This window comes from Deltaproteobacteria bacterium (assembly GCA_016709225.1).
Classification (GTDB): domain Bacteria; phylum Myxococcota_A; class Polyangia; order Nannocystales; family Nannocystaceae; genus Xiheibacterium; species Xiheibacterium phototrophicum.
This window is the reverse complement of record JADJEE010000002.1, coordinates 34905-52054: the sequence shown is the minus strand read 5'-3', so window position 1 is coordinate 52054 and position 17150 is coordinate 34905. Positions and strand designations below refer to the sequence as shown.

The following is a 17150-nucleotide window of genomic DNA, read 5'->3' as shown; positions in this document are numbered from 1 at the left end:
GGAGTTCAGATCGACGGGAGGTCGCCCTCTTCGCCGAGTGCGAGGGTCGTGGCTTCTTCGCCACCGAGCACCGTCGATCCGCCGCCGCCCTCTTCACCGAGCGCGAGCGTGGTGGGGTGGGGACCCTCCTCGCCGAGTGCCAGCGTGGTGGCGATCGGCTTCTTGCCGCCGTGCACCTGGCCGAGATCCTCGATGAAGAGTGGGGTGGGCTCTTGCTTGCGCTTGGACATCGTTGACTCCTTCTTCCACGGGCACTGCCCGTCTGCTTTGGCCGCGCGAACGCGGGGCCGCGAGCATGCCCGAGGCGAGCGACGCCGAACAACCCCGCCGGCGCAATGCGAGGGAAATTTCAGAAAAGCACCACCCGAGGATCGCGAGGCGGGATCAATCCGCCACGTCGTACGCCTTACGGGTCGTGCTCGACTTGCCGAAACTGTCGGCTCCAGCGAAGGACGGTGTGCGGCTGCGCCATGCAAGTGCGCCGTCGGCGTTCCTCGCCGCGCCGATCGGCACATCGATCACTGGCCGCAGCTTCGCGGTCTGGGTGCAGTCCCCCGAGCGCCTGGGCGCCATCCACACCAGCATCGACGCGCCACGGGAGCTCGACACGCTCGCGGCGCTGCTGCCGGTGCTGGTGCATCCGCAGCTGGCGCCGCGCTACGACATCCTGCACGACCTCGGTGAGGTTCGATCGGTCGACGAGTCGCGCTTCGTGTTCCTCGAAGGGGCGTTGCGCACGTGGATCGACGCGCTGGCGCAGCGCGTGCGCCGACTGGCCATCGTGCGGCCGAGCGGCCTGGTCGGCGCCGCGGTGGCCGGGCTCGTGCACGACTGGGTCGTCGGCCGGATCGACGCGCGCCTGTTCCACGACCGCGAGCAGGCCCACACCTGGCTCGCGATGTCGGCCGTCGAGGTCGATGCGATCGAGCGCGAGCGCGACGCGCTGGTGGGTCCCGAGTTGCTGCGGCGGGTCCGCGAGGTCGTCGCCGGTGACCACGCGAGCGCGACGCTGGCGTCGGTGGCGGCCGCACTGGGCACCGGCGCACGCACGCTGCAGCGCACGCTGCAGCGGCTCGACACCAGCGTCCGCGACGAGATCCTCCGTGGCCGCATCGATGCCGCCAAGGCGATGCTGCGCGCCGGCGACGACAAGATCGCCGCGATTGCGCAGGCGGTCGGCTTCGCTTCGAACGCCGCGTTCTGCGTCGCCTTCCAGAAGCAGGTCGGCGTGACGCCGTCGTGCTACCGCGGCCACCGTCGCGATGACGCTCGCGTGCGCCGAACCACCGATGCGCCCGTCGTTGACGCGAAACCGTAGGTGATTGTCGCCGCCGCACAACCACCATCGCTGGCCGCCACCTCGACCGCTCACTAAGTTAGCCCGTCATGAAGCGCAACACGACCACCCCCAGCCTTCCCACCGCCGAGCCGAGCGACAAGCTCTCGCTCGACCTCGACGATCTCCGCAGCCTCGACGAGGCCTCGCTGGCCTGCGTGCAGGGCGGCGTGATCGGCTTCCCGCCGTGCGCGGCGATGAACGCGACCTCGGGCCCCATCGGCTTCCCGCCGGCCTGAACCCAAGCGACGAACGGACACGAACATGGCGCTCGAAGACCTCCTGGGAACGATGACGACGACGGCGTTCTTCGAGCGCCACTTCCCCGATCGGCACCTGACGGTGCACGGCAGCCTCGACCGCTTGCCGGCTTTCTTCTACCAAGGCGTGCTCGCCGACCCCGACGCGCTTTCGGCCGCGTACCGCGGTCCGGTCTACGTCACCAACCGCAACCTCGGGCGCTACCAGGTCCACGGCATCGAGACCCGCGCCTGCTTCGCGGAGCTGGGCCTGAGTGTGGGGTTCACGGAGGTCGAGAACCTCGCGCCCGGTGCCAAGGAATGGTTGCATGCACTCGAGCAGGAGCTCGGCATGCCGCGTGGGTGCGCGACGATGGCGGTGTTCGTCAACGGGCGCAACAGCGGCCTGTCGGTGCACTGCGACGCGCAGGAGCAGATCGCGATCCACCTGATGGGTCCGAAGGCGTTCCGCGTGCAGGCACACCCCACGCGATTCCCGAAGATGCAGCACGTGCCCGGGCGCGAGACCCCGCCGCACTGGCTCGCGCAGTCCGACGGCCTGCTCGACGTGACGACGCTGCCCGAGGACGCCGAGCACATCGAGCTGCGGCCGGGCTCGGTGTTGTACACGCCGCGGGGGCTCTACCACGAGACGCTGTCCGGCGACGCGCTCGCGATGACGGCGGTGGTCGCCTTCCGCAACCCCACGCCGGCGGAGCTGTTGACGCGCTACCTCGAGAATGTGCTGCTGCAGTCCGAGGACTGGCGTCGCCCGCTCGCGCACGGGTGGTCGGCCGCGCCCGGCCATCGCGACGCCGCCAAGGCCCGCATGGACGAGCTGGTCGCGCAGCTCGTCGCCCGCCTCGGCGGGCTGTCGACCGAGCGGTTGCTGGCGTCGGCCGAGGCGCCGCCCCTCGAGCCCGGGCGTGTGCTCGACACCACCCGACTCAAGCGCGACCCGAGCACCCACGTCGCACTGACGCAGGAGGGCGACCGCGTGCGCGTGTCGATCGCGACCGCGCTCGGCACCGGCGCAAAGGCCTCGCTGTCGCTGCCATCGTCGCTGCAGCCGGCGCTCGCGTGGCTCGAACGAGGCCGGCGTGCGTTCGACTTCGCCGAGCTCTGCAGCGCGTTCCCAGCCTGGGAACGCAGCGCGCTGGCCTCGACGGTGGCGCTGCTGTTGCGCACCAAGGCGTTGGTCGAGCTGCCGTTCGAAGCCTGGTGAGCGACCGCGCGGGCCGAAGCTCGCACCACCGCTGCGCCGCCGCGCGCGAGCACGTCAACGCCGCAGCAGGGTCTCGGTGGCGCGGGCCAGCTCGGCGGCGGCGCCGTCGATGTCGCGTCCCGCACCACTGCGCCCGCGCTCCAGCAGTGCGCGTGCGCGTGAGGGGTCGTCGCCCCGCAGCGCGATCACGTGGGCGAGCACGAGCGCGGCGTAGGCCCGCAGATCATCGGGCACCGACGCGTCGCCGGCGAGCCGCCCGGCCCGCTCGGCGTGGCGCAGTGCCGCCGCGGTGTCGCCGACGATGGCGGTGTTGTGCGCGAGGTTGGCGAGATCCAGCGTGAGCAGGGGATGGTCGAGGCCGAGCGCGCGCTCGCGCAGCGTCAGCGCGCGCACCCGCAGCTCGAGCGCGTCCCCGGGACGCTGGAGGTCGTCCTCGAGCACGTTGGCGACGCCGACCAACGAGTCGGCCACGCGCGGGTCGTCGCGCCCGAACAAGCCCTCGCGCACGGTGAGCGCGGTGCGGTGGTGGGCGAGCGCCTCGTCGGCGCGACCGAGCAGGCGCAGCGCGCTGCCGAGGTTCTGGTGATCCTGGGCGACCGCGGCGCTGCGCTCACCGTAGGCGGCCACGTGCTGCGCCAGCGCGCGCTCGAGCAGGGCCACGCCGCGCTCGGTCTCGCCGAGCTCGAGCGTGGCGATCGCGACGTTGTCGAGCATGTCGGCGCTGCGGGGGTTGTCCTCGCCGAGTGCGGCCGCGAACGCGGCGTGGGAGCGCTGGTACCACTCGAGCGCGGCGGCCGGATCGCCGCGGGCGTCGAGCACCAGCCCCACGGCGCCGAGCGCCGCTGCGGTGCCGGGGTGGGCCTCGCCCTGGGCGCCCTGCCAGATCGCCAGGCTCGACTGCGCCCGCGCGAGTGCCTCGTCGTGCAGCCCCAGCTCCGACAGCGTCATCGCGAGGCTGCCCAACAACGGCGCGCGATCCAGCTCCGCCATCGCGCCGGGCTCGCTGGCCAGCGCGAGCGCGCGGCGCTGGTGCTCGAGCACGTCCTCGGGGCGACCGCCGTGCTCGAGCACGCGCGAGAGGTTGTGCTCGAGTCGCGCCTCGCGGGCAGGGTCGTGGCCGAGCCGTTCCAACGCGGCGCGGGCCAGCTCGGCCCACAGCTCACCGTCGCGGCGGTGCTCGAGCTGCGCACCGGCGACCCACACCAACATCGTACGCAGGTCGGCGAGCAGGCGATCGTCGTCGGCGTGCTCGGCCGCGATGGCGCCACGGCGCAGCGCCAGCTCGGCGTCGGGCGTGCGGCCGAGCGTGTCGAGGGCGTGCCCCAGCTGCAGCTCGGCCTCGGCGATCGTCGGGTGGTGGCCGAGATCGTGGGCCCGTCGCGCCGCGACCTCGGCCACCGCGAGCGCGTCGGCGGGCTTGCCGGCCTGCTCGAGTGCGCTGGCCTGCGCCACGCGGACCCGCAGCGCCTCGACCTGCGCGCGTCGATCGGGATCGCTGGGCATCGGCTCGCGCCGGCGTAGCGCCTCGGCGTCGGCGCACGCCGCCAGCTCGGGCAGTGCGGCGGTGGCTTGCAGGGCCCGATCGGCGGTCTCGCCGTCGGCGACCGCGAAGGTCTGCGCCAGCGCAGACACCCGCTCGCGGGCGCCATCGAGGCACGACATGCGCAGATCGAGCAGCTCGGCCGACTGCTCGTGGTGGAGCGTGGTGGCCTCGCACGCATCGCGCCAGCCCTCGCGCCAGTGCGCCGCGAAGGCGTCGAGGGCGGCGCGCACACCCTCGGCGGTACGGCCTGCGTGCGCGCGACCGCTGCCACGCAGGCCTGCGTCGACGCGTGCGGCGACCTCGTCGTCCCACGCGCCCGCGAGGCGAGCCTCCGCGCCGTCGCAGGGCTGCTCGCGCCGCATCAGCCCGCCGGCGACGACCGCCGCGGCGGTGCCGACCGCGAGCACCGTCGCCGCACCGGCCACGCGCAGCCGGGCCGGCCGCGCGTTGGCCCGCCGCAGCGCGTCGATCAGCGCGTCCATGCTGGTGAAGCGGTGCTCGGGCTCGCGGGCGAGGCCCCGCAGGATCGTGCGTCGCAGCGCGGCGTTGATGCCGGGCGCCCGCGGGATCTCGGGCATCGGGCCCGAGATGATCGCGCGCGCGATCGCGGGGTTGTCGTCGCCGGCGAACGGCACGCGCCGGAACAGCGCCTCGAACAGCGAAACGCACAGCGCGAACTGATCGCACGCCGGCGTGCTGTCGCGGCCGAGGTGTTGCTCCGGCGCCATGTACATCGGCGTGCCGCGCACACGGGGCGGCTCGTCGGGGTCGCGCTCCTGCGCTGGCGTCGCCCGCTCGCCGTCGTGCACGCGCGCGAGCCCGAAGTCGAGCACCTGCACGCGCCCCAGCTTGTCGATGAGTGCGTTGTCGGGCTTGAAGTCGCGGTGCACGATGCCGGCGCGGTGGGCCGCCGCCAAGCCCTGCGCGGCCTGCAGATAGGCCTTCACGATCTCGCGTGGCGTACGGGGGGCGGCCTGCGCCCACCGCCGCAGCGTCTGGCCGTCGACCAGGTCCATCGCCACGAACACGCGCTCGCCGAGCAGGCCGACGTCGTGGATCGCGACCACGTGGGGATCGGACAGCCGCGCCAGCGCCTGGGCCTCGCGCAGCATCTCGCCACGTTGTCGGCCCCGACGGCCGCGCGGTCGCATGAGCTTGATCGCGAGCTTGCGATCGAGCTGCGGGTCGTAGGCCGCGTAGACCACACCCATGCCGCCGCGGCCGAGCGTGTAGAGGATGACGTAGCGGCCGACATGCTCACCGCCGCGCAGCGGCAGCACCGCGAGCGTCTCGCCATCGGGCGCGCTGTCGGCCGCCGGTGCGTCGGAGCTCGCCACCGGCGCCAAGCATGGCAGCCTGCGCCGCTGCCGCGCAAGCACGTGCTACGTTCGCGCGACACATGACCGCATCGAACGCCGGCACGCTGCGTGTGGCGACCTGGAACGTGAATTCGATCCGCGCGCGCATCGATCACGTCGCGACCTGGCTGGCGGATCACGAGCCCGACGTGCTCTGCCTGCAGGAGACGAAGGTCGAGGACAACCTGTTCCCGAGGGTGCCGTTCCTCGAGCTCGGCTACACCGTGACCGTGCATGGTGGCCGTGCGCTGTGCGGCGTCGCGACCATCAGCAAGCGCGCGCCGACCGAGGTGCACGCGGGCTTCCGTGTGGGTGAGCCCGATCGCCATCCCCGCGTGCTCGAGTGCGTGATCGATGGCGTGCGCATCTTCAACCTCTACGTGCCCAACGGTACCGAGCTCGGCTCGGATGCGTTCGCCTACAAGCTCGCGTGGTATCGACGGCTGGCCGCGCAGCTGCGGGCGCCGGTCGCCGGCGGTGAGGCCGTCGCGGTGGTCGGCGACTTCAACGTCGCGCCCGACGACCGCGACGTGTGGGATCCGGGCGCCTTCCGCGGACGCTTGCTCTTCACCGACGAAGAACATGCGGCGCTGCGGGAGCTGCTCGACGTCGGCCTCACCGACTGCTTCCGCGCGCGCGAGCCCGGCGGCGGGCACTACAGCTGGTACGACTACCGCACCGGCGGCTTCGCGCGGCACGAGGGCCTGCGGATCGACCTCGTGCTCGCGTCGGCCTCGCTCGCGGCGCGCTGCACCGCCGTCGTCCACGACGACGTGCCGCGCGGCTGGGACACCCCCAGCGACCACGTGCCGGTGGTGGCGACGTTCGAGCCCGCGGCCACCTGATCACGGGTTCGCCGGCGTTCTCGCGCGACGCTGCGGCAGCTCGCCTTGCCCGCGGGCGCCGAGGTCACCGCGCCGCCTGCGATCGCCGCCGACGGCACCCTGCTGCTCGCGTGCACCACCGGGGTGTTGCTCGCGCGTTGAAGGGACGCGAGCGGGACATCCCGACCTACTGTGGCACGCCGCCGACGAGCACGATGTCGTCGACCCAGACCGCATCCGAGTTCGACGACAGGCTGCCGTCCTTGGTGTAGCTCCACCGCAGCGTGTGCACGCCGGCGGCGACGTTGTAGAGCTCGTTCGCGGTCGCGTTGGCACCCGACCACTCGTCCTGCATCACGTTGTCGATCCAGAACTCGAGATAGTCGTAGTTGCTCTCGCTGCTCTCGCGGTGGGCGAACGCGACCGTGCCGGCGATCGCGTAGTTCACCGACAGCTGCATGGAGGTCTCGCCGCCGTCGGAGATGTCGCCGCTCATTGCGGAGAAGCTGCCGTTGATCGGCATGGTGCCGGTCACGCTCCAGTTGGCGTCGCCGCTGAGCGCGAATTCGGGGGCCAGCAGGCCGCTCTCGAAGTCCTGGAGGTACTGGCCGCCGGAGCAGCCCGAGAAGTCGAAGCCGCAGGTATCGGCGCACGCGATCTCACCGGCGTCGAAGCCGACCGACTGGCAGGTGGCGCCGCCGAGGTCGTCGCCATCGCAGGCTTCGGGCCCGGACTGGACACCGTCGCCGCACAGCGAGCACTCGCTGGTGTTGTAGAGGCACGTGACCGGATCGCAGGTGACGGTGCCGGCGGTGAAACCCGCGTCGACGCAGTCGACGTTCGGCCCGACCACGCCGTCGCAGTCCTCGGCCGGCTCGAGCGCTCCGTTGCCACAGATGTAGCAGCCGCTGGTGTCGAAGCCCTGGCAGGTCGCGTTGCACACCAGGGTGCCGGTCTGGAAGCCCTGGCTCGCACAGCTGGCGTCGCCGAAGTCCTCGCCGTCGCAGGTCTCGGAGCCGCTTCGCACGCCGTCACCGCAGACGGCATCGCCGCCACCGGAGCTGCTGTCGCCGCTGGTGTCGGCCGGCGCGGTGGTCGACAGCGTGGTGCTGACGTCGGTGGTGGTGCCGGGCTCACCGGTCGAGCTCTCCGCACCCAACGTGTCGTCGCCCGTGCTCGAGTCGACGCCCGCCGAGGTGGTGAGCGTCGTGGTCGGCTGCTGGAAGACGTCGTCGACCTGCTTTCCACAAGCACCGACGGCGACGAACGACGAGACCAGGCAAAGCTTTCGCATGATCCCAAGAGCCTAACAAAGCCGCCCGTGGCTGCGAAGGGGGCGCGAGCAGCGGGCGGCTGGGATGGCCCCCTGCGCGCTTGCGACCGCGGCCCGAAGCGGCTGCGGCGGTGCTCGCCGCGAGCGCTTCAGCGCTTCATGAGCGAGCCGAGCTTCATGGCGACGCCGATGTCGCCTTCGAGCTGCAGCTTGCCGAGTCCGAACGCCGTCATCGGGTCGAGCTTGCCGCCGAGCATGTCCTCGAGATCGGCGAGCTTGATCTTGACGGTGCACTGCGCCGGCACGTCGTCGTTGGTGACGATGTTGGGCACCACGCTGGCATCGACGGTGACCATGCCGTCGCCGCCGCAGTTGAACTTGATCGATCCGCCGAGGCCGCAGTCTTCGCCGACCTTCTCGCGCACGGTGTTGGTGACGCTCTCGATGCTCATCGTGTGGGGTTCCGGTCGGCAGGCTTAGCCCGAAAGCACCGCGCGCGTCAAAGCGGCCCGCGCAAGAATGCAGGGGGCCGCGGCAGGGCTGCACGGCGCCAGCACCGGTGGCGCGGGCAGGCGTGCCACGAGCACGAACTCGAGGGCCCCGCCGGCGACGTCGATGCAATCACCGGCACCAGGCACGGCGCCGTTGAACCTTCGAGCGCGCGGCGGCGGCGAGATCCCTCACCGCACGCGTACGCGCGTCGGGGTCGGTTCGCACACCCGCGCACGCTCGCGTTCGGAGTAAGCTTCGCGCTCGCCTCCCATACCGTGCGGCAGCAGCTGGCCCCGACGGTCCGCGTGCGCGCCCACGGCCCCACGAGCCCCCATGCCGTATCGTTCCGTGTTTCGTTCGGATCTGTTCGCCGGTCGCACGGTGATTGTCACAGGTGGGGGCAGTGGCATCGGCCGCTGCACCGCGCACGAGCTCGCCGCGCTCGGTGCCCACGTGGTGCTCGTCGGCCGCAAGCCCGAGCGGCTCGCCGGCGTCGCCGCCGAGCTCGCCGAGGACGGCGGCGCGTGCAGCAGTCACGCCTGTGACATCCGCGACGAGCTCGCGGTGCGCGAGATGATCGCCGCGGTGGTCGCCGCCCGCGGTCGCATCGACGCGCTGGTCAACAACGCCGGCGGCCAGTTCCCCTCGCCGATGGCGCTCATCAACCAAAAGGGCTTCGAGACGGTGGTGCGCACCAACCTCGTCGGCGGCTTCTTGGTCGCGCGCGAGTGCTTCACGCAGTCGATGCGCGATCACGGCGGTGCGATCGTCAACATCGTGGCCGACATGTGGAACGGCATGCCCGGCATGGCGCACTCGGGCGCTGCGCGGGCGGGCATGGTCAACCTCACCCAGACCGCCGCGCTCGAGTGGGCGCCGGCGGGCGTGCGCGTGAACGCGGTCGCGCCCGGCTGGGTCGCGTCGAGCGGGCTCGACACCTACGAGGGGCCGATCAAGCAGATGATTCCCAAGCTGCGCGAGGCGGTGCCGCTCAAGCGGCTCGCGACCGAGGCCGAGATCAGCGCGGCGATCGTGTTCCTGCTGTCCGACGCCGCTGCGTTCATCACCGGCGAGACCCTCAAGGTCGACGGCGGCGCGCCCCTGACCAGCGCGCTGTGGCCGACCCCCGATCACGATCGATCGCGGCCGTTCGAGGGCTTCCATCGCGCGGTGGTGCCGAGCGTGCTCGACCGCAAGGGGGGCGCCGCATGAGCGTGATCGAGAGCCGCATCGATCCCAACGGCGGGCTCTTCGCCGAGCAGCGCGGGGCCATGCTGGCGCTGGTCGACGAGGTCCGGCGCCTCGAGGGCAAGGTCCGCGAGCACTCGTCGCGACAGGCCGGCAAGTTCAGCAAGCGCGGGCAGCTGCTGCCGCGCCAGCGGGTCGCGGCGATGCTCGATCGCGGCGCGCCGTGGCTCGAGCTGTCGACCCTCGCGGGCTACAAGATGCACGACGACGACGGCGACGACGGCATCGCCGGCGGTGGCAACATCGTCGGCATCGGCTTCGTCGCGGGTCGACGCTGCCTGGTGACCGCCTCGGACAGCGCGATCAAGGGCGGTGCGGTGGCGCCGATGGGCCTGCGCAAGAGCCTGCGTGCGCAGGAGATCGCGCTGGCCAACCGTCTGCCGTGCGTGAGCATGGTCGAGAGCGCCGGCGCCAACCTGCTGTACCAGTCCGAGATCTTCGTCGACGGCGGTCGCGTGTTCGCCAACATGGCGCGCATGTCCGCCGCCGGCATCCCGCACATCACGGTGGTGCACGGCTCGTCGACTGCCGGTGGTGCGTATCTGCCGGGCCTGTCGGACTACGTCATCGTCGTTCGCGGCAAGACCCGCATCTTCCTGGCCGGCCCGCCGCTCGTGAAGGCCGCGTTGGGTGAGGACGCCGACGAGGAGGCGCTCGGCGGCGCGCAGATGCACATGGGCGTGGCCGGCACCGCCGAGTACATGGCCGACGACGACGCCGGTGCGCTCGCGCTGGCCCGCGAGCTGCTGGGCAAGCTGCCGTGGGATCCGGGGCAGCAGCCGGCGCCGTTCCCCAGTCGACCACCGCGCCACGATCCCGAGGAGCTGTGCGGCGCGGTGCCGGTCGACTACCGCACGCCCTACGACGTGCGCGAGATCCTCGCGCGCGTCGTCGACGACTCCGACGTGCTCGAGTTCAAGCCCCGCTACGGCGAGCAGACCGTGTGCGTGCACGCGCGCGTCGAGGGCTGGCCGGTCGCGTTCATCGGCAACAACGGGCCCATCTTCCCCGAGGGCGCCGCCAAGGCCGGGCACTTCATCCAGGCCTGCTGCCAGTCGGGCACGCCGATCGTCTATCTCCAGAACACCACCGGCTACATGGTCGGGCAGCGCGCCGAGGAGCACGGCATCGTCAAGCACGGCGCCAAGATGATCCAGGCGGTCGCGAACGCCAATGTCCCGCAGATCACGATCTTGGTCGGCGGCTCGTTCGGCGCCGGCAACTACGGCATGTGCGGTCGCTCGTTCGATCCTCGCTTCATCTTCGCGTGGCCCAACGCCCGCACCTCGGTGATGGGCGGCGAGCAGGCTGCGAAGGTGATGGAGATCATCACGCGGGCCAAGTTCGCCCGCCAAGGCGTCATCCTCGACGACGAGAACCTCGGCAAGATGTCGGCCGGCATCAAGCAGAAGCTGGACGCCGAGTCGACCGCGCTGTTCTCCACGGCGCGGCTGTGGGACGACGGCATCATCGATCCGCGCGACACCCGTCGCGTCATCGCGACCGCGCTGGCGACCTGTCGCGAGGGCGAGCAGCGTCGGCTGCGGCCCATCACCTTCGGCGTGGCGCGCCTGTAGCAGCGCAGCGACCAACCTCCACCCATCCAGCCCCGGCATCGCCGGTGGCGCCCGCCCCGGGAGTCCGAAAGCCCATGAAGATCACGCAGGAACACGAACAGCTCCGCGACTCGATGCTCAAGTTCATCGAGCGCGAGATCAATCCCCACATGGACGCGTGGGAGAACGAAGAGATCTTCCCCGCCCACGCGCTCTTCAAGAAGCTCGGCGATCAGGGCTTCCTCGGCGTCACCAAGCCGCCCGAGTACGGCGGGCTCGGGCTCGACTACAGCTACTCGGTGGTCATGGCCGAGGCACTCGGGGCCATCAACGGCGGCGGCGTGCCGATGGCAATCGGCGTGCAGACCGACATGTGCACGCCGGCGCTGGCGAAGTTCGGTAGCGACGAGCTCAAGCGCGAGTGGCTGGCGCCATCGATCGCCGGCGACCTCGTCGGTTGCATCGGTGTCAGCGAGCCACAGGCGGGCTCCGACGTCGCGGCGATCAAGACCTTCGCGCGCAAGGACGGCGACGACTACATCATCAACGGCGGCAAGATGTGGATCACCAACGGCATGCAGGCCGATTGGATGTGCTGCCTCGCCAACACCTCCGAGGGCGCGCCGCACCGCAACAAGAGCCTCATCGTCGTGCCGATGGCGAGCAAGGGCGTCGAGCGGGCGCGCAAGCTCAAGAAGATCGGCATGAACAGCTCGGATACCGCGCAGATCTTCTTCGACGACGTGCGGGTGCCCCGGCGAAACGTCGTCGGCCAGGAGGGCATGGGCTTCATGCTGCAGATGATCCAGTTCCAGGAGGAGCGCCTGTGGGGCGCGGCCAACACCTTGGGCGGGCTCGATCAAGCGCTGAAGGCCACCATCGAGTACACCCGCGATCGCAAGGTGTTCGGCCACAGCGTGCTCGACAACCAGTACGTGCACTACAAGCTCGCCGAGTGCGCGACCGAGATCGAAGCCCTGCGCGCGTTGGTGTACCAAGCCACCGAGCAGTACATCGAGGGCAAGGACGTCACACGCTGGGCCTCGATGGCCAAGCTCAAGGCCGGTCGGCTCGCGCGGGAGGTCTCGGACACCTGCCTGCAGTTCTGGGGCGGCATGGGCTTCATGCACGAGTCCAAGATCTCGCGGTTCTACCGTGACGGTCGGCTGTGCTCGATCGGCGGCGGTGCCGACGAGGTCATGCTGGCGATCATCTGCAAGCTCGACGGCACCCTGCCGCGCCGGGAGAAGGCCTGACCGTGACGGCCGCACTCCCCGAGACCTCCGCGGTGCAGACCCGCCTCGACGACGGCGTGCTGTGGCTGACGCTGTCGCGCCCCGAGGTGAAGAACGCCATGAACGCGGAGATGATCGACGACATCGTCGGGGTCTTCGCAGCGATCCGTGACCGTCGCGACGTGCGGGCCGTGGTGCTGCGCGGCGCGGGGGGCAACTTCTGCGCCGGCGGCGACGTGAAGGACATGGCCGCCTCGCGGGCGGCGACCTGGCGCGAGGGCGAGCCCGATCCGGTCGCGGCGATGAACCGGCGCTTCGGCACCGTGATGCTCGCGGTCGACCGTGCGCCGCAGGCCGTGGTCGTGGTGCTCGAGGGGGCGGTGCTGGGCGGTGGCTTCGGGCTCGCGTGCGTGGCCGACGTCGCCATCGCCCGGGCCGACGCGCGCTTCGGCCTGCCCGAGACCGGCCTCGGCCTGCCGCCCGCGCAGATCGCCGCGTTTCTCGTGCGTCGGCTGGGGCTGTCCGAGGCGCGCCGTCTGGCGGTCACCGGTGGTCGCTTCGACGGCGAGGTCGCGGCCCGCATCGGGCTCGTGCACGCGGTCGCAGCCGACGACCACGCGCTCGAGCGCGAGCTGGCGGCCGCGCTGGCGCAGATCCGCCGCTGCGCCCCCGGTGCGATCGCGGCGACCAAGCACATCATGGCGCAGGTCGGCGCGATGGATCTCGAGCGCGTGCTCGACGAGGCCGCGGCGGTGTTCGCCACCGCGGTGCGCGGCCCCGAGGGCAGCGAGGGCACGATGGCGTTCCTGCAGAAGCGCAAGCCGGCCTGGGCCGACGGGACCGATCGATGAGCGACGAACGCATCGACGTGCTGCTGGTCGCCAACCGCGGCGAGATCGCGCTGCGGGTCATGCGGACCGCACGGGCGCTGGGCATGACGTGCGTGGCGGTCTACAGCGAGGCCGACGCCGATGCGCCGCACGTGGCGTTCGCGGATCGTGCGGTGTGCATCGGCGCGCCGCCGTCGCGCGAGTCCTACCTCGCGATCGATCGCGTGCTCGACGCGGCCCGACGCGCCGGCGCGCAGGCCATCCACCCCGGCTACGGCTTCCTCTCCGAGAACCCCGTGTTCGCGCAACGCTGCGTCGAGGCCGGGCTCGTGTTCGTGGGCCCACCGGCGTCGGCGATGCGCATGATGGGCGACAAGATCGAGGCCAAGCGCCGCATGATCGAAGCCGGGGTCCCGACCGCACCCGCGTACCTGCACGTCGGCGACGGCGACGGTGAAGGCGATCTCGCGCGGCTGCATGCCGAGGCGGAGCGCATCGGCTACCCGGTGTTGGTCAAGGCGGCCGCCGGCGGTGGTGGTCGCGGCATGCGGATCGTCCGACGCGCGGCCGAGCTCGCCGAGGGCATCGCGGGGGCGCGCTCGGAGGCCGCCAACGCGTTCGGCTCGGGCTCGGTGTTCCTCGAGAAGCTGATCGAGCACGCGCGCCACATCGAGATCCAGGTCTTCGCCGACACCCACGGCAACGTCATCCACCTCGGCGAACGCGAGTGCTCGGTGCAACGCCGCCACCAGAAGATCATCGAAGAGGCCCCGTCGGCGGCGGTGTCGCCCGACCTGCGCGCGCGCATGGGCGACGCCGCGGTCGCTGCGGCGCGGGCCATCGGCTACGTCGGTGCCGGCACCGTCGAGTTCCTGCTCGACGACCGCGCGCTCGACGACGATGGTCTGCCGCGCTTCTACTTCCTCGAGATGAACACGCGCCTGCAGGTCGAGCACCCGGTCACCGAGATCGTGGTTCGACAGGATCTGGTCGCGTGGCAGCTACGTGTCGCCCAGGGCGAGCGCCTGCCACTGTCGCAGCACGAGGTCGACATGGTCGGCCACGCGATCGAGGTGCGGTTGTACGCCGAGGATCCGTACGCGGGGTTCCTGCCCCAGACCGGCCCGGTGCTGCGCTGGCGGCCGGCGACCCACGGCAGCGCCCGCGTCGACGCCGGCATCGTCCAGGGCCAGGCGGTGTCGCCGTACTACGACCCGATGCTGGCCAAGATCATCGGCTCGGGGCGCACCCGGGCCGAGGCCATCCGCGCGGTTCGCAAGGCCGTGGCCGACAGCGTGATCTTCGGGGTCGGCACCAACCGCGGCTTCCTGCTCTCGCTGCTCGAGTCGGCCGAGTTCGCCGACAATGCGCTGCGCACCGACACGCTCGACGCGCGCATCGGCGTCGACGCGCCCACGCGACCGCGTCCGAGCGGCCGCGCGTGGGCGCTGGCGGCGTGGCTCGCCGCCGATGGCCAGGCCCACGGCGAGCTGGCCCACTGGCGCAGCAGCGGCGAGTACCCGGCGTCGGTCAAGCTGCGCTGCGGCGACGAAGAGCGCGTGCTCTCGGTGCACGTCGATCGCACCGGCCGCGCGAGTGTGGCGGGGGCCGCCGCCACGCCGGTCGAGCTGCGTGTGCACGCGCGTCGCGATGGCGAAGTCGCGTGCGAGCACGACGGCGTGCGCCGCTGGATCGACGTGCTCGCCGAGGGCGACGAGCTGTGGATCGACGACGACGGCCATGCGTTCGCGTTCGTCGAGGTGCATGCCGGCGCCAGCGGTGAGGATGCCGGCAGTGGCGATGGCATCGTGCGCGCCCCGATGGGTGGCCGCGTGCTCGCGGTCGGGGCGGTGGTCGGCGCGGTGGTGCGCAAGGGCGAGACCCTCGCGGTGATCGAAGCCATGAAGATGGAACATCGCGTGCTGGCGCCGTATGACGGCACCGTACGCAGCGTGGGCGTGCAGGTCGGCGGGCAGGTGGCGCAGCGGGCCATCCTCGCGACTCTCGAGCCCACCTCGAACGAACCCGAACCGGCGCAGTAGCGCTCCTGGCGAACGCAGAGACCCCATGGACAAGGCCATCATCACGTGCGCCGTCACCGGCGTGCTCACCGATCCCAAGCAGCACCCCGTGCCGGTCACCGCCGAGCAGATGGCGGCGTCGAGCAAGCAGGCGTTCGACGCCGGCGCCGCGATCGTGCACCTGCACTTTCGCCGACAGGAGCCGGGCATGGGGCACCTGCCGACCTGGGACCCCGAGGTCTGCGCCGCGATCTGCGACGCGGTGCGTGCGGCGTGCCCCGGGATCATCATCAACATGAGCACCGGCGTGATGGGCCCCGACATCGACGCGCCGGTCGCTGCCATGCGTCGCATCCGCCCGGAGATCGCGGCCTGCAACGCCGGCACCCTCAACTACCTCAAGACCCGCAGCGACGGCTCGTGGGCGTGGCCGCCGCTGGTGTTCGACAACCCCGTGGCGAAGGTGAAGGCGTTCCTCGACGCGATGGCCGAGCTCGGTACGATGCCGGAGTTCGAGTGCTTCGACACCGGCATCCTGCGCTCGGTGGGGCTGTTCGTGGAGAACGGCATGGCCAAGCATCCCCACTGCAACTTCGTGATGGGGGTCGCCTCCGGCATGGCCGCCGAGCCCGATCTCCTGCCGCTGCTGCAGCGTTGGCTGCCGCCGGGCGCGAGCTGGGAGGTGACGGCGATCGGTCGCGCCGACGTGTGGCCGCTGCACCAGCGCGCGGCCGAGCTCGGCGGCTCGCTGCGCACCGGGCTCGAGGACACCTTCTATCTGCCCGACGGCGGCAAGGCGCGGGGCAACGGCGAGCTGGTCGAGGCGATCGCGAAGTGTGCCGCGAACGCGGGGCGCAGCATCGCGAGCCCGGCCGAGGCCCGCGCGATGCTGGAGCTCGCGTAGCCGGCGGCGGCGAGCGACCACGACTCAGAAGCGCATCGTCAACGTGACGCGCTTGGGCGAGAGTGTGGCCCGCAGCGCGTACTCGCCCCGCGGGCCCCGGCGGTGCACGAGCAGCACGCCGAGCCCGGTGGCGGCGAGCGCAGCACCGGCGATCGTGAGCGCGAGACCGCCGGCCTGCGTGCGGTGCACCCAGCGACAGTCGCCGTCGGCATCGCGCTGCGACGCATCGCAGCGCCGCGGGATCTCGCGGCCGTCGATCGCGAGCAGGCCGATACCACCGGCCATCGCGGCCGCGCCGACGCCGATCGCGGTGGCGCCGAGGATGCGCCGCGTGTTCACGCGCGGCGCCGGGTCGAGCGTCGTGTGCACGCGCTCGTGGACGCCACGGGCGGCGGTGATGCGGGTGCGCTTGATGAAGTAGCCCGACTGCGAGAGCTCGACCTGGTGTACGCCCGGCGTCACTGCGCGCTCGAGCGGCGTGACCCCGACCACCTCACCGTCGATGCGTACGGTCGCGCCGCGCGGGGTGCTCGTCACCGCGAGGGTGGCGGGGACCGGCCCGTCGCCCTCGAGGCGTCGTCGCAGCGCGTCGGCCCGCGTCGACAGCAGCTCCTGCAGCTCGGCGAACCCGCAGATGTCGCAGTTCGCGGACGTCGAGGCAAACGGCTCGCGCTCGCCCGGTCGGCGCGCGATCAGCTCGAGCGCGAACGAGTGCTCGCCGGTGCGCAGCTGCAGCTCGACGCGGTGGGCTCGCGCGGCAGCCTCGCGGCACGTGGGGGTCCCGCAGTCGTCGAGGAGCTCGTAGGACGTCGACGCGAGTGCGCGGCGCAGGCTCGCCGTCAGCGCCTCGCGGTCGCGTGCCGACAGCTCGCCATCGACCACGGCGGGCGCCACGAGCACCTGCATGGGCGCGGTCGCGGTGGGCGAGGGGGCCGGCGACCGCGACGCGGTCCCATCGGCGGGCGCGGCGGGAGCTCGCGTCGCAGGAGCGGCCGCGCGAGCGGTACCGCCGACGCCGAGCGCGAGGGTCATCCCCGCCGTCACCAGCCACTGCGTCACCACCATC

15 protein-coding genes are annotated in these 17150 nt (G+C 71.9%); 10 read left to right on the top strand and 5 right to left on the bottom strand.

Translation table 11 applies throughout. The features are described from left to right. Positions 1 to 5: 5 nt before the first annotated feature. Positions 6 to 230: a hypothetical protein gene (locus IPH07_14425; protein ID MBK6918587.1), complete on the bottom strand. Its 225-nt coding sequence runs from the start codon at positions 228 to 230 to the stop codon at positions 6 to 8. A 185-nt stretch (positions 231 to 415) separates the two neighbouring features. Between IPH07_14425 and IPH07_14420 the strand changes: the two genes are divergently transcribed. The 3 genes from IPH07_14420 to IPH07_14410 all read left to right on the top strand — a co-directional run bounded on the left by IPH07_14420 (position 416) and on the right by IPH07_14410 (position 2800). Beyond that, positions 416 to 1318 carry a helix-turn-helix transcriptional regulator gene (locus IPH07_14420; protein ID MBK6918586.1) on the top strand — a complete coding sequence of 301 codons (903 nt, stop codon included), beginning with the start codon at positions 416 to 418 and terminating at the stop codon, positions 1316 to 1318. 68 nt (positions 1319 to 1386) lie between these two features. Continuing rightward, a complete protein-coding gene (locus IPH07_14415; protein ID MBK6918585.1) occupies positions 1387 to 1575 on the top strand; it encodes a hypothetical protein in 189 nt (62 codons plus the stop codon). Between the two features lie 52 nt (positions 1576 to 1627). Then, on the top strand, positions 1628 to 2800 hold the full coding sequence (locus tag IPH07_14410; GenBank protein MBK6918584.1) for a hypothetical protein: 1173 nt from the start codon (positions 1628 to 1630) through the stop codon (positions 2798 to 2800). A 54-nt stretch (positions 2801 to 2854) separates the two neighbouring features. Here IPH07_14410 and IPH07_14405 read toward each other — a convergent pair whose 3' ends face one another. After that, positions 2855 to 5680: a serine/threonine protein kinase gene (locus tag IPH07_14405; GenBank protein MBK6918583.1), complete on the bottom strand. Its 2826-nt coding sequence runs from the start codon at positions 5678 to 5680 to the stop codon at positions 2855 to 2857. Positions 5681 to 5742: 62 nt separating this feature from the next. On the opposite strand from IPH07_14405, the gene xth reads away from it, so the two are divergent. Then, complete coding sequence (xth, locus tag IPH07_14400) at positions 5743 to 6546, top strand: exodeoxyribonuclease III (protein ID MBK6918582.1); 804 nt, start codon at positions 5743 to 5745, stop codon at positions 6544 to 6546. Positions 6547 to 6712: 166 nt separating this feature from the next. On the opposite strand, the gene IPH07_14395 is transcribed toward xth, so the two are convergent. Both IPH07_14395 and IPH07_14390 read right to left on the bottom strand, forming a co-directional pair. After that, complete coding sequence (locus tag IPH07_14395; protein MBK6918581.1) at positions 6713 to 7819, bottom strand: hypothetical protein; 1107 nt, start codon at positions 7817 to 7819, stop codon at positions 6713 to 6715. A gap of 128 nt (positions 7820 to 7947) precedes the next feature. Beyond that, positions 7948 to 8250, bottom strand: a complete 303-nt coding sequence (locus IPH07_14390; GenBank protein ID MBK6918580.1) for an SCP2 sterol-binding domain-containing protein — start codon at positions 8248 to 8250, stop codon at positions 7948 to 7950. 373 nt (positions 8251 to 8623) lie between these two features. Between IPH07_14390 and IPH07_14385 the strand changes: the two genes are divergently transcribed. The 6 genes from IPH07_14385 (at position 8624) to IPH07_14360 (ending at position 16084) form a co-directional block, all read left to right on the top strand. Beyond that, the gene (locus tag IPH07_14385; GenBank protein ID MBK6918579.1) at positions 8624 to 9502 is read left to right on the top strand and encodes an SDR family oxidoreductase; all 879 of its coding nucleotides are present in this window, start codon (positions 8624 to 8626) and stop codon (positions 9500 to 9502) included. Next, on the top strand, positions 9499 to 11115 hold the full coding sequence (locus IPH07_14380) for an acyl-CoA carboxylase subunit beta (GenBank protein MBK6918578.1): 1617 nt from the start codon (positions 9499 to 9501) through the stop codon (positions 11113 to 11115). Before IPH07_14385 ends, IPH07_14380 begins: the two co-directional genes overlap by 4 nt. Positions 11116 to 11189: 74 nt before the next feature. Beyond that, complete coding sequence (locus IPH07_14375; protein ID MBK6918577.1) at positions 11190 to 12350, top strand: acyl-CoA dehydrogenase family protein; 1161 nt, start codon at positions 11190 to 11192, stop codon at positions 12348 to 12350. A 2-nt stretch (positions 12351 to 12352) separates the two neighbouring features. Further along, on the top strand, positions 12353 to 13180 hold the full coding sequence (locus IPH07_14370; GenBank protein MBK6918576.1) for an enoyl-CoA hydratase/isomerase family protein: 828 nt from the start codon (positions 12353 to 12355) through the stop codon (positions 13178 to 13180). Further along, positions 13177 to 15201, top strand: a complete 2025-nt coding sequence (locus tag IPH07_14365) for an ATP-grasp domain-containing protein (protein ID MBK6918575.1) — start codon at positions 13177 to 13179, stop codon at positions 15199 to 15201. Before IPH07_14370 ends, IPH07_14365 begins: the two co-directional genes overlap by 4 nt. Positions 15202 to 15226: 25 nt before the next feature. Further along, a complete protein-coding gene (locus tag IPH07_14360) occupies positions 15227 to 16084 on the top strand; it encodes a 3-keto-5-aminohexanoate cleavage protein (GenBank protein MBK6918574.1) in 858 nt (285 codons plus the stop codon). 24 nt (positions 16085 to 16108) lie between these two features. Here IPH07_14360 and IPH07_14355 read toward each other — a convergent pair whose 3' ends face one another. Next, positions 16109 to 17116 (bottom strand): PEGA domain-containing protein, encoded by a 1008-nt coding sequence (locus IPH07_14355; GenBank protein ID MBK6918573.1) that lies wholly within the window; start codon positions 17114 to 17116, stop codon positions 16109 to 16111. Positions 17117 to 17150 lie beyond the last annotated feature (34 nt).